This is a genomic window from Pusillimonas sp. (assembly GCF_044464525.1).
GTDB lineage: Bacteria > Pseudomonadota > Gammaproteobacteria > Burkholderiales > Burkholderiaceae_B > Pusillimonas.
The window spans coordinates 79941-91479 of record NZ_JBIQLE010000016.1 but is presented as its reverse complement, the minus strand read 5'-3'; the positions used below and the strand labels follow the sequence as shown (position 1 = coordinate 91479).

The 11539-nt window shown below is 61.7% G+C and carries 12 protein-coding genes and 1 pseudogene; 5 read left to right on the top strand and 8 right to left on the bottom strand.

Annotated elements, in window-relative coordinates:
* The 3 genes and pseudogenes from ACIY1O_RS10765 to ACIY1O_RS10755 all read right to left on the bottom strand — a co-directional run.
* Positions 1 to 341 (bottom strand): annotated as a pseudogene (locus tag ACIY1O_RS10765) (hypothetical protein); the annotation flags it as partial.
* Positions 342 to 415: 74 nt separating this feature from the next.
* Positions 416 to 2014 carry a peptide chain release factor 3 gene (locus tag ACIY1O_RS10760; protein WP_397475088.1) on the bottom strand — a complete coding sequence of 533 codons (1599 nt, stop codon included), beginning with the start codon at positions 2012 to 2014 and terminating at the stop codon, positions 416 to 418.
* Positions 2015 to 2141: 127 nt separating this feature from the next.
* Positions 2142 to 3500, bottom strand: a complete 1359-nt coding sequence (locus ACIY1O_RS10755; protein WP_397475087.1) for a DEAD/DEAH box helicase — start codon at positions 3498 to 3500, stop codon at positions 2142 to 2144.
* 308 nt (positions 3501 to 3808) lie between these two features.
* Here ACIY1O_RS10755 and ACIY1O_RS10750 point away from each other — a divergent pair, with 308 nt between their 5' ends.
* Genes ACIY1O_RS10750 through ACIY1O_RS10740 form a run of 3 tightly spaced genes read left to right on the top strand, consistent with a single transcriptional unit; the run spans position 3809 to position 5894 of the window.
* The gene (locus ACIY1O_RS10750; RefSeq protein WP_397475086.1) at positions 3809 to 4426 is read left to right on the top strand and encodes a LemA family protein; all 618 of its coding nucleotides are present in this window, start codon (positions 3809 to 3811) and stop codon (positions 4424 to 4426) included.
* 4 nt (positions 4427 to 4430) lie between these two features.
* Positions 4431 to 5351 (top strand): TPM domain-containing protein, encoded by a 921-nt coding sequence (locus ACIY1O_RS10745; RefSeq protein ID WP_397475085.1) that lies wholly within the window; start codon positions 4431 to 4433, stop codon positions 5349 to 5351.
* A 45-nt stretch (positions 5352 to 5396) separates the two neighbouring features.
* Complete coding sequence (locus tag ACIY1O_RS10740) at positions 5397 to 5894, top strand: TPM domain-containing protein (RefSeq protein ID WP_397475084.1); 498 nt, start codon at positions 5397 to 5399, stop codon at positions 5892 to 5894.
* Between the two features lie 19 nt (positions 5895 to 5913).
* Here ACIY1O_RS10740 and lipB read toward each other — a convergent pair whose 3' ends face one another.
* The 5 genes from lipB to ACIY1O_RS10715 form a co-directional block, all read right to left on the bottom strand.
* Positions 5914 to 6558 carry a lipoyl(octanoyl) transferase LipB gene (gene lipB / locus ACIY1O_RS10735; protein ID WP_397475083.1) on the bottom strand — a complete coding sequence of 215 codons (645 nt, stop codon included), beginning with the start codon at positions 6556 to 6558 and terminating at the stop codon, positions 5914 to 5916.
* Positions 6558 to 6845: a DUF493 family protein gene (locus tag ACIY1O_RS10730; RefSeq protein WP_397475082.1), complete on the bottom strand. Its 288-nt coding sequence runs from the start codon at positions 6843 to 6845 to the stop codon at positions 6558 to 6560. Before ACIY1O_RS10730 ends, lipB begins: the two co-directional genes overlap by 1 nt.
* 6 nt (positions 6846 to 6851) lie before the next feature.
* The gene (locus ACIY1O_RS10725) at positions 6852 to 7709 is read right to left on the bottom strand and encodes a D-amino acid aminotransferase (protein ID WP_397475081.1); all 858 of its coding nucleotides are present in this window, start codon (positions 7707 to 7709) and stop codon (positions 6852 to 6854) included.
* A 45-nt stretch (positions 7710 to 7754) separates the two neighbouring features.
* Positions 7755 to 8981 carry a D-alanyl-D-alanine carboxypeptidase family protein gene (locus ACIY1O_RS10720; RefSeq protein WP_397475080.1) on the bottom strand — a complete coding sequence of 409 codons (1227 nt, stop codon included), beginning with the start codon at positions 8979 to 8981 and terminating at the stop codon, positions 7755 to 7757.
* Positions 8982 to 9050: 69 nt separating this feature from the next.
* Positions 9051 to 9695, bottom strand: a complete 645-nt coding sequence (locus ACIY1O_RS10715; RefSeq protein ID WP_397475079.1) for an alpha/beta hydrolase — start codon at positions 9693 to 9695, stop codon at positions 9051 to 9053.
* A 48-nt stretch (positions 9696 to 9743) separates the two neighbouring features.
* Here ACIY1O_RS10715 and ACIY1O_RS10710 point away from each other — a divergent pair, with 48 nt between their 5' ends.
* Together ACIY1O_RS10710 and ACIY1O_RS10705 are read left to right on the top strand one after the other, a co-directional pair.
* Complete coding sequence (locus tag ACIY1O_RS10710; RefSeq protein ID WP_397475090.1) at positions 9744 to 10685, top strand: biotin--[acetyl-CoA-carboxylase] ligase; 942 nt, start codon at positions 9744 to 9746, stop codon at positions 10683 to 10685.
* The gene (locus ACIY1O_RS10705; RefSeq protein ID WP_397475078.1) at positions 10682 to 11518 is read left to right on the top strand and encodes a type III pantothenate kinase; all 837 of its coding nucleotides are present in this window, start codon (positions 10682 to 10684) and stop codon (positions 11516 to 11518) included. Before ACIY1O_RS10710 ends, ACIY1O_RS10705 begins: the two co-directional genes overlap by 4 nt.
* Positions 11519 to 11539 lie beyond the last annotated feature (21 nt).

Genomic DNA, 11539 nt, shown 5'->3' with positions numbered 1-11539 from the left:
GCGGCTATCTGTTGGGCCTCAACCATGGTGATCGAGGTGGTTGCCACCGCAATGACCTGGTTGGATTTGGTTTCGTCCAACGAAGATTTGGGAATTTCCCAGGCGATGAGCGGCGGGCCCTCGGGAACGGCCAGCCGGCCATCGACCAGGGGTTGCGGTGGCTGGGCCGTGTAGGGCTTGCCGTCTGCATCGAGCACCGGCACGGTTACGAGCGGGGCGTGGTGGGTTGCGGCTGTGGCGACCGGCCCATGCGCTACCAGCCATTCGCCCAGGCGCAGGCCGGCCCAGATCGAGGCTGCCGCCGCCACCACCAGAATTACGAAAATTGAACGCCAAGACATTAAAAACCTTCGTGTACTTTATCCTGGGTAGTATAGAACGTTCGCCGTACGCTTCCGCCCGGAATGTAAGCGTTTTATGCGAACACTTGGCCGCCGTGCTCGCGCATGGCATGGAATTGAACAGCTGGGTAAAGCTCTTGGGCCACGCGCAGCTGCGCAGGGGATCCGGCCAGGAAGGCCACGGCATCGACCACGTCGTAGGCGATGTTGGCGGCATTGGCTTGCATGAATCGACGCAGCTCTTTGGGGTCGTCTGAGGTAATCCAGCGCGCCATGTTGTAGCGTGAAGGCATCATCCGGGCATCCACCCCATACTCGGTCTTGAGCCGATGAGCCACTACCTCGAACTGGAGCTGGCCCACGGCGCCCAGCAACAGGGCGCCGCCGGCGGCCTCGGGTCTAAAGACCTGGATGGCGCCTTCTTCCCCAAGTTGAGTCAGGCCGGTGCGCAATTGCTTGATGCGTAATGGGTCTTTGACTTCCACAGCCTGGAACAGCTCGGGTGCGAAAAACGGCAGTCCGGTAAATTGCAAGGTCTCGCCTTCGGTAAGGACGTCGCCCAAATGCAGTACGCCGTGGTTGGGTATGCCGATGACGTCCCCGGCGTAGGCTTCGTCCACCAGCTCGCGGCGCTGCGATAGAAACGAAACAACGTTGTTGGGGCGTATCTCTTTGCCGGTACGCGCCACTTTCAGACGCATGCCGCGCTCGAAGCGGCCCGAGCTTACGCGCACAAAAGCCACACGGTCGCGGTGTGCAGGGTCCATATTGGCCTGCACCTTGAACACGACGCCGCTGAACTTCTTTTCATCCGGGAGCACTTGGCGCTGCAACGCTTCGCGCGGGCCAGGGGGCGGTGCGAAATCGACCAGGGCGTCCAGTACTTCCTGCACGCCGAAATTGTTGATGGCCGACCCGAAGAATACCGGCGTTTGCCGGCCTTCCAGGAAAGCCTGGTGATCGAAGGGCGGAGACGCTTCCTGAATCAGCTCGATCTCTTCGCCGGCCTTGGCGAAGGCCTCGCCAAAGCGTTCGGCGATCACGGGGTTATCCAAACCCTCGATGATTTCGTCTTCGCCGCCGCGGCGCTCTTGCCCGGCTTTGAAGACCCGCATGCGGTTGCGTCGTAGGTCGGCCACCCCGCCGAAAGAACGGCCCATGCCCACCGGCCACGATAGCGGAGTGGTGTCCATGCCCAGGTGAGATTCGATCTCAGAGAGCAAATCCAGCGGCTCTTGCACCTCACGGTCAAGCTTGTTGACGAAGGTGATGATGGGAGTGTTTCGAGCGCGGCATACTTGCAGCAGCCGGATGGTCTGCGGTTCGACGCCGTTGGCGGCATCCAGCACCATGAGCGCGGCGTCGACCGCCGTCAGCACACGATAGGTGTCTTCAGAGAAATCCTGGTGTCCGGGGGTGTCGAGCAGGTTGATGACGCAGTCGCGGTATTCCATCTGCATCACCGAGGAGGCTACTGAAATGCCTCGTTGCTTTTCAATCTCCATCCAGTCGGAGGATGCATGGCGGCTGGCCTTGCGTGCTTTGACGCTGCCGGCGATCTGGATTGCGCCCGCAAACAGCAAGAGCTTTTCCGTCAGCGTGGTCTTGCCCGCGTCCGGGTGGGAGATGATGGCGAAGGTGCGTCGGCGTGCGACTTCGTTGGCTATGGTCATCGATAATTAACGGTTGTGAAAAGCCCGGCGGGGCCGGGCTGCGAGGGATTTTACTTGTTAAGCGGTCCCGCCTTCAGGGCGGCAACTAAGCCGGTGCAATGCATGGCGCCAAGGGCGCCGTGACGCATCAGGTGCGCGCGGGGTCGCGCCGGACGCCCGTCGAGCTGTTTCGCGGTTGGCTCGATCGGCCCGACCTGGCCTGACCGGCTCCACGTGCGGCGCCTCCGCGGCGGGCGGCTTCACCGGGCGCGGGGCGCCTGGCCTGGCCTTGCGGGCGGCCTTGGCCGCTGCGACGTGGCGGGTGCGAATCGCGTTCGTCGAGCGGCTCGGTTACCGCCGGGGGCGTCCAGCCTTCGATCGTGCCTCGCTCGATGGGCCGTTTGATCAGCTTTTCGATCGCGCTCAGATACTTGGTTTCCGTGCGGTCGACCAGCGACAGGGCGGAGCCTTCGGTGCCTGCGCGGCCGGTTCGGCCGATGCGGTGCACGTAATCCTCGGGCACATTGGGCAGTTCGAAATTGACCACATGCGGCAGCTGATCAATGTCGATGCCGCGGGCCGCGATGTCGGTGGCGACCAGCACAGCGACCTTGCCTTCCTTGAAGCCGTTCAGCGCGCGTGTGCGGGCGGCCTGGCTCTTGTTGCCATGGATGGCGGCGGCCGTCAGCCCGTCCTTGACGAGCTTCTCGGCCAGACGATTGGCGCCGTGCTTGGTGCGGGTAAAGACCAGCACTTGATGCCAGCCGCTTTCGCGAATGATGTGGCTGAGCAGGTCGCGCTTGTGCGCCTGCTCGACCATGACCATGCTCTGCCTTACCAGCTCGGAGGCAGTGTTGCGACGCGCGACTGAAATTTCTTCGGGGTTGTCCAGCACTCCCTTGGCCAACTGGCGGATCTCGTCTGAGAACGTGGCCGAGAACAGCAGGTTCTGGCGCTGCTTGGGCAGCATGGCCAGGACGCGACGGATGTCACGGATGAAGCCCATGTCCAGCATACGGTCGGCTTCGTCCAGCACCAGAATTTCCACACCGGAAAGATCTACGGTTTTTTGTTGGGCATGGTCCAGGAGGCGGCCCGGAGTGGCCACCAGAATGTCCAGCGGCTTTCGCAGCGCGTTGATTTGCGGATTGATGTTGACGCCGCCGAACATCACCATCGAGCGAATACGAGTGTGTATGCCGTAGGTGCGCACCGATTCTTCGACCTGGGCCGCCAGCTCGCGCGTGGGGGTGAGGATCAGGCAGCGCGGACGACCCGCCTTGGCTTGGGCCAAAGGCTTTTCAAGCAGGCGATGCAGTATGGGCAGGGTGAAGCCGGCCGTCTTGCCGGTGCCGGTCTGGGCGGCGGCTAAAAGGTCGCCGCCTTTGAGGACCTGGGGTATGGCCTGGGCCTGGATCGGGGTGGGCGCGGTATAGCCGGTGTCGGCAATGGCACGCAAAAGGGGTTCGGCCAGCCCAAGGGAGGCAAAAGGAATTTGGGTATTCAAGAAATAACTCCAGCGACAGCCTATCGCTCGAGTCGAGAGACACCAATCTAGGCGGACGGAAAGTAATGAGGCCTATGTGGCCGGAAGAGGCAAGGCGAAGAAGTAACGCTTGCTGCTGCGCGCTGATTGGTTGCGCGCGAAACGACTATTGTACTGTAACCAGCGCCGGCGTAAAGGGTTAAATCCATATGCAAATGTCGCGAAGGCCTGTGAGCCGTACGGCGACACGCTTCTGGCTCTGAAACTGCTTTAAACTCAAGCCTTCAATCAACAAGCAAGCCGTAACTCACACACGAGAACTGCAACTCATGAAACGTCTACTGCTTTTATTCTTGGCGCCGGTTATTGCAATGGTGCTTACGGGCTGCGGCTACAACGAAATTCAGCGCCTTGACGAGCAGGTAAAAGCGGCTTGGTCTCAAACGCTTAATCAATACGAGCGTCGCGCCGAACTGGTGCCCAAGCTGGTTAATTCTGTCAACGCATACATGGTCAACGAGCGCACCGTGCTAACCGAGGTTACCGAGGCGCGTTCGAAGGTTGGCAGCATACAGATCAACGTCGACGACCTCGATAACCCGCAGCTCATGGCGCAGTTCGAGCAGGCGCAGAGCCAGTTGTCGTCAGCGCTGTCGCGCCTTATTGCGGTCTCTGAAAATTATCCGCAGCTTAAAAGCGACGGTCTGTTCCGCGACCTGATGACGCAGCTCGAGGGTACCGAGAACCGCATAGCCACCGAGCGAGGCCGCTACGTGCAGGCTGTCCAGGCTTATAACGTGTATATCAGGCAGTTCCCCACCGTAATCACGGCCAAGGTGTTCGGTTACGACGTGCTGCCCAACTATGGTGTTGACCGGCAGGATCAAATTATGCAAGACCCGGAAGTGAAGTTCGACGTGCCTGCCGGTGCGGGCACAAACGGATAGGGCCGTGCATAACAGTCTTGCGCGCGGGCGCGCAGCCGGCCAAAGCGTTTCGTTCGGCCCGTCAAAGTATCCAGGCCTGTGGATGCTTGCCTGGCTACTGGCATGGCTGGTGTTGGCTTTGCCGGCCATGGCCCAGGAACAGGCTATTCCGCCGCTGCAGCAGCGCGTCACCGACATGACGGGTACGCTTGATGCGGCAACGCAAGCGCGGCTTACGCAGTCGCTTGCCGATCTTGAACAGCGCAAGGGCGCGCAGATCGCCGTCTTGATGATCCCCACCACCGGTGACGAGGCCATCGAGCAATACGCCGTGCGGGCGTTCGAGCAATGGAAGCTGGGCCGCGAGGCGGTCGACGACGGCATTCTGTTCCTCATCGCCAAAGACGACCGGCAGCTGCGCATCGAGGTGGGCTATGGCCTGGAAGGCGCCGTGCCAGATCTTCTTGCCGGCCGCATCATCCGTGAACAGGTGGCGCCCCGGTTCCAACAGGGCGATTTCGCGGGGGGAGTCGAAGCCGGAGTTGCCGGCCTTATTGCATTGGTCGAAGGTGAAGATCTTCCCGCGCCGTTGCTTGAAGAATCTTCCGAGACCGGCGATATTTTCGCGTTCATCGCAACATTGTTCATTCTGGCGCTTGCGCTGCCTCCCATTATTGCGGTGGCCGCTGTGGCCGTGGCTGTCTATCTGATTTTCGGCAGCGTTATTTTTGCGGCGCTTGGCGCCATGGCCGCCTTCTTGATCAGCCTGGCCTTGCGCTCAAGGGTGGCTGGGGTAAACGGTGCGCAAGCCTCGCGCCGGGGCGGCATCATCGGCGGACTAGGAGGGCCCTCGGGCCGTGGTGGTTTCGGGGGCGGCGGCTTCGGCGGTGGGTTTGGCGGCGGTGGCGGATCGAGCGGCGGCGGTGGCGCCTCGGGGCGATGGTAGCTATGGCTCATTCATTTGTTGGTCTGTATTTCGACGGAGTGCCACGTGCGCGTTAGCAACTGGAGGCAACTGACGGGCTGGGGAAGCATCGAGGGCCAATTCCTGCGCCGGCGGCATTTCACGTCAGCGGTGCTCGAGCAGATCGCCCAGCGCATTGCTGAATGCGAGCGCACGCATTTCGGAGAACTGATGCTTGCCGTCGAGGCTGTCTCGCCGGCGCACGAGCCCGACAGCCATGCGCGTGCGCTCGAAGTGTTCGGCAAATTGCGTGTCTGGGATACCCCATTGAACACGGGGGTGTTGCTTTACCTGGCGCTCGACCGCCACAGTATCGAACTTATCGCCGACCGAGGCGTCGCGGCCCCTGGGGAAGCGTTGCAGAAGATATGCGACCGCTTGCGCGAAAACCTGCGTAGGGGCTCTTACGTAGAGGGTGTGTTGATGGCGGTGGACGATATCGAAGCCATGTGCGCACGGTATTGCCCGCCTTCCGGCAGCCTTGAAAACGTCAACGAATTGCCCGATCGGCCGATAATGCTTTGAGTGTGCGTCCGGTCGTGGCCTATTTATTGTTGGCGAGCGTAAAGCATTCAACCAGACGCCCGGCCAATTCTTCGCCGGCCTGCTCAATAGTCAGCTCTACGCCCTGTCGCCCAAGGTCGGTGGTGCGCAAGCCTTCGTAGCCGCAGGGGTTGATGCCGTCGAAGGGCGTCAGGTCCATATCGACGTTCAGGGCGACGCCATGATAGGCGCAGCCATTTCGCACCTTGATGCCCAGCGCCGCGATCTTGGCCAGTTCGTCCGTGCCCGGCTCAAGCGGTACATAGACGCCGGGCGCGCCCGGCTTGCGACAGGCTCCTTCCAGGCCCAGAGCGCGCAGCATTTCGATGACCGTATCTTCCAGCAAGGCCACGTATTGCTTGACATAGAGGCCGGCCCGCCGAAGATCGACCAGGCAATAAGCGACGACCTGGCCGGGGCCGTGGTAGGTAACCTGCCCTCCGCGGTTGGAATGAACGATGGGAATCGCGCCGCTGTTCAGTATGTGTTCGGGTTTTCCGGCCTGGCCCAAGGTGTAGACGGCCTCGTGCTCGACCAGCCAGATCTCGTCGGGCGTGTCGGCGTTGCGTTCCTCGGTGTGGCGCCGCATGGCCTCCCACACGGGCGTGTAGGGCGCCGGCCGCGGCAGCCATTTGACGGCGATCATTACAGCACGACCGACACCAGGGAGTGGCCGTGCAGGGCCCGGTAGAGATCATCGAGCTGTTCGCGCGAAGTGGCCCGGACAGTGAAGGTAAGCCCGATATAGTTGCCACGCTTGCTTGCCCGCATTTCGACGGTGACGGGGTCGAATTCCGGATCGAATCTGTGCACGATCTCGGTAAGTTGCTGAGCCAGTTCCGGATGGTTTTTGCCCATCACCTTGATCGGAAAATCGCAGGGATACTCGATAAGGGAATCTTCGGGCGGGATCGGCGGCGGTGTGGTGACCATATTTCTTCAACCCAATATCTGGTCGTAGGCGCCCCGCAGGGCGGCATAGATGGGGCCTGGCCTGCCGGTTCCGACAGGGTTTCCATTGAATTGCACGACCGGCAGCACCTCTTTGGTGGCCGATGTAAGCATGATTTCGTCGGCCTGGGCCACTTCGTCTTGCGTGATTTGGCGCGCTTCGAACGGAATACCGGCCTTGGCCGCCAAATCTTCCATGAAACGATAGCGTATGCCTTCGAGAATAAGGTTGTCCAGCGGAGGCGCCGCCAGGACTCCGTCGCGGGCTATCCATGCGTTGCACGACGCGCCTTCGGTGAGCAAGCCGTCGCGGAACTGCAAAACCTCATCCACACCGGCGTCGACCGCGTGCTGCTTGGCCAGTACGTTGCCCAGAAGCGAAATTGATTTGATCTCGCAGCGCAGCCATCGGATATCGGGCGCCGAGATCGCCGTGAGGCCTTGTTCGCGTTGTTGGGCGCTGGGAGGCGTGAACGGCGATGTCATGCAAAACACGGTGGGCTGGGGCGTTTCCGGGAACGCGTGGTCGCGTTTGGCCGGCCCTCTTGTTATCTGCAGATAGACGGTGAAGTGGTTGTATGGGCTGCGCGATGCCATGTCCAGAACCAGGGCGCGCCAGTCGTCGAGCGTGAAACCCGGGTGGATGCCTATGCTGGCCAGGCTGCGCTCGAGCCGGGCCAGGTGTTCGTCCATGCGAAAAGGCCTGCCCCGGTAAAAAGGAACCACCTCGTAAATGCCGTCGCCGAATATGAAGCCGCGATCGAGCACGGATACTTTGGCGTCGGCCAGGCGCGTGTACTGGCCGTTGAGGTAGACGACGCTATCGCCGTCGACGTCAGGAATCATGATGCGTCTTGACCCAATAAAAGTTAAAAATTCGCCGGGCGTGGGCTATTGCAACATGAGGCGCACTTTATCGTACAGACGGCCGAAGATACCGGCTTGCGCCACGTCGTTCATGACGGCCAACGGCTCTTCACGCAGCACTTTGCCGTCCAGAGAGAGCGACACCGTGCCCACTTCGCTGCCTTTGGTCAGCGGCGCAATAAGTGGCTGCCTGTAGTGCGCGATGGGTTCGACTTCGGGGCCTTTGCCTCGTGGCACTGTGATCCAGATGGGCGTGGTCTGGCCAAGGTCGACCGTTTCAGCCTCGCCCTCCCACACGCGCGCCTGGACAGCGGGTTGGTCTTTGTCGAACAGCTTGATGGTGTCGAAATTCTGGTAGCTCCAGTTGAGCAGCTTAAGACTGGATTCGGCGCGAGCCGCCTCGCTTTCGGCGCCTACCAGCACGGAGACGACGCGTCGTCCGTCGCGCAGCGCCGTGGTGATGAGGCAGTATCCCGCCGAAGACGTATGGCCGGTCTTAAGGCCGTCGACCGTGCTGTCAGCCCACAACAGCCTGTTGCGGTTGGGTTGCTTGATCTTGTTGTAGGTAAATTCTTTTTGGCTGTAATAATGCAGAAACTCGGGGAAGTCGTTGACCAGATTGGTGGCCAGCGTTGCCAGGTCGCGCACCGTGGTCATGTGCTGGGGGTCGGGCATTCCGGGCGAGTTGGTGTAGTGGGTGTCTGCCAGCCCCTGGCGCTGGGCTTCTTCGTTCATCAGGGCGACGAAGGCATCTTCACTGCCGGCAACGGCTTCGGCCAGCGCAACGGTGGCATCGTTGCCCGATTGCACAATGACTCCCTGCAGCAGGTCGTCGACCGATACCTGGGAATTGACTTCGATGAACATGCGCGAACCACCGGTGCGCCACGCTTTTTCAGAGACTGTCACCATTTGGTCGAGCGACATGCGGCCGCCCTTGATGGCGTCGAAAACAACATAGGCCGCCATCAGCTTGGTCAGGGAGGCGGGCTCGACCTGCTGGGTGGGGTTATTCGCGCCAATGACCTGCCCGCTATTGGCATCCAGTGTGAGCCAAGCCCTTGCCGGTACGACGGGTGCGGGAATGGACGATAGCTCACTGACGGCGACCACCTGGGCCGGTTGGGCGCCTGCGGCGGTGGCCGGTGCATCGGCCTGGGCCTGGGAAAGCACGGGTGCGCAGGCCAAGGCCATGAACAAGATTAGTTTGCGGGAAGCGGTGGTCAGGGGGCTTAGCGGGTTGAGGATCATTGATAGCCGTATGTGAAAAGTCGATGTTTCAGTATGAAAACGCGCATCGCGCACCATTATAGGCAGCTGTCACGGCAGAGTCATCGCCGCAAGACGCTGCTGTACGAGCCCACGCAATGTCAGCAGTTTGCCGTGGAAAAAATGCGATGCGTCGGGAATGACCACCATGGGTAATTCGTGTTGCCGGGCGAAGCCCATTGCTTCATCCAGCGGCACGACGTCGTCTGTTTCTCCGTGAATAAGCAACGCATCGTCCGGCAAGGAGATGTCGCGGAAGCCGAATCGCTGCGCCGCCGTACCGGCGAGGATCACCGCTTCGGGTCGGTGGTCTGGAAGGCTGGAGTAAAGCTGCGCGGCAACCGCGGTACCGAATGAGAAGCCGCCCAGCACCCACGGAAGTTCGGCGACTTCGGGATGGAGCTGAGTAAACTGCTTGACCAGCTCATGCATGTCGGCGGTCTCGCCCTTCGCATTGTCGAACTCGCCGTTTGACGCGCCAACGCCGCGAAAGTTCGGACGCAGCGCCAGCAGGCCATGCTGGACGCAGGCGCGGGAGATCGTTGTCACGACCTTGTTGTCGCGAGCGCCGCCATGCAGAGGGTGTGGGTGCAGTACGAGCGCCCAACCCCGGGGCGCTTCCTCGGGCCAGTCGATGGCGCAGTCGATGTCGCCGACCAGGCCGGTGAAAGTGATGTGTTCTGTGCGAGCGGTCATGGATACTGGGAAAATGACGGATTGAATATTGTAGACCTTCACTACAATATGCTTGGTCCCGGATGCCCTTTTAGGGGTTTTGTCTTGAATTCGACATCGAATAGCGCCCAGCGCTCACTCTTGCCCGAGCCTGCGTCTTTGGCGCAACGCTTGCGCGCCGCCCTGCCCCGCTTCCGGCACATCGACTGGGTCGAGCGCACGGGGTCGACCAATGCCGACCTGCTCGAGCTTGCGCGAACCGAGACGCAGCCCGTGCGCCCGTGGCTGCTGGGCGCCCACCTGCAGGATAATGGCCGAGGCCGGGCCGGCCGAACCTGGCAGAACCGGCTGGGCGCCAACCTGATGTTTTCCTGCGCATTCGATGTTTTTCTGCCGGCCCATTCGCTTCCCGCGCTCTCACCCTTGGCGGGTGTGGCGGTCTGTGAAGCATTGCGCGGCATGCTCGAGCCTGACAACAAGCCGTTGTTGTCTCTCAAATGGCCAAACGACCTGCAGTGGCGCTTTTCCAAACTGGCCGGCTTGCTGGTCGAGGTCACGCGTTCGGGCGCCATCAGGCGCTCTGCCGACCATCACGTTGTGATTATCGGATTGGGTCTGAATCTGCACGACGCGCGCGCACTTAGTACCTCATTGAACCGAGGGGTGGCTGACTGGGCCGAGGTGGTCGCCGACGATGAGTATGCGCGCGGAGTCGAGGCCGCCGACATCGTCCTGGCCGTTGTGGCGGCCTGGACGGAAGCGCTTTCCCGGGTGGTGCGTGAAGGCATGGGCGGCTTCCCGCAGCGTTACAGCCACGTCGATCATCTGGCGGGCCAGCATGTTGCAATACTGGACCAAGGCAGGATCATCCAGGCAGGCATCGCCTGTGGTGTCAATGAGCACGGCCAGTTGCTTATCAGGACGCCGACGGGTGTTGCGCCGGTGTCGGTGGGCGAAGTGTCGGTTCGGCCGTTGCCCGAAGACCGGGGTCAATTGGAGCGTTCATCATGACAGTGCTTATCGACGCCGGTAATACGCGTATCAAGCTCGATTGGCTGAATGCCGGAACGCAGCGGCGGGCGTCCCGCGTGCTGGCATTCACCCGAGACGACACCGAGGCTGTCCGACGTTGGCTCGCCGAGTTGCCGGCGCTCCCATCGGCGGCGGTGGGAGTCAACGTCGCGGGGCCGACGACGGCGGCGGTTTTGGATGATGTGCTTGGCTATTCGGTTCAGTGGCTCAAGCCAAGCCCCGAGGCGTTTGGCGTTCGCAATGGCTATCGCGAGCCCGAACAGCTCGGCGCCGACCGTTGGGCGGCGATGCTGGGGCTGGCGTGGCATGAGCAAATGCGTCGCGCCGCCCAGCCAGACAGCGCGGCCTGTGCTGTACTGGCCACTTTCGGCACCGCCACCACTATCGATACATTGCGGCCCGCACGGTCGGAAGGCGTGGATGGCGCCTCGGACCGATTTGAGTTTCCGGGGGGCCTGATTTTTCCGGGGCCCGAGATGATGTCGTCAGCCCTCTGTGACGGTACTGCGAATCTGCCTCATGCTCGAGGGGATACGGCGCTTTTTCCTTCTCATACCCACCAGGCCATCGCCACTGGCGTTGCCGCCGCGCAGGCGGGGGCGTTGCTGCGCCAATGGCTGGCCGGGCTTGAGCTTGGCGGCGTTCCACCCGCGGTGTATGTTTCGGGTGGGGGCTGGCCGTTGGTGCGCGATGAAGCTCAGCGGCTGCTGGGTGTGGCCTGCAGCCGCCTGGGCTTGCCGACACAACCGCTGCACTGGCTCGAAGCGCCGGTCCTGGATGGCCTGGCGCGTCTGGCCGCCCTGTCACCATGATTGTGTCTGTTATTGCGAAAG

Bases quoted from the DNA above. Each gene is read 5' to 3' on its own strand.
- ACIY1O_RS10760 (WP_397475088.1), bottom strand. From the start codon at position 2,014: ATGACCATAGCCAACGAAGTCGCACGCCGACGCACCTTCGCCATCATC.
- ACIY1O_RS10750 (WP_397475086.1), top strand. From the start codon at position 3,809: ATGAAACGTCTACTGCTTTTATTCTTGGCGCCGGTTATTGCAATGGTG.
- lipB (WP_397475083.1), bottom strand. From the start codon at position 6,558: ATGATCGCCGTCAAATGGCTGCCGCGGCCGGCGCCCTACACGCCCGTG.
- ACIY1O_RS10730 (WP_397475082.1), bottom strand. From the start codon at position 6,845: ATGGTCACCACACCGCCGCCGATCCCGCCCGAAGATTCCCTTATCGAG.
- ACIY1O_RS10725 (WP_397475081.1), bottom strand. From the start codon at position 7,709: ATGATTCCTGACGTCGACGGCGATAGCGTCGTCTACCTCAACGGCCAG.
- ACIY1O_RS10720 (WP_397475080.1), bottom strand. From the start codon at position 8,981: ATGATCCTCAACCCGCTAAGCCCCCTGACCACCGCTTCCCGCAAACTA.
- ACIY1O_RS10715 (WP_397475079.1), bottom strand. From the start codon at position 9,695: ATGACCGCTCGCACAGAACACATCACTTTCACCGGCCTGGTCGGCGAC.
- ACIY1O_RS10710 (WP_397475090.1), top strand. From the start codon at position 9,744: ATGCTTGGTCCCGGATGCCCTTTTAGGGGTTTTGTCTTGAATTCGACA.
- ACIY1O_RS10705 (WP_397475078.1), top strand. From the start codon at position 10,682: ATGACAGTGCTTATCGACGCCGGTAATACGCGTATCAAGCTCGATTGG.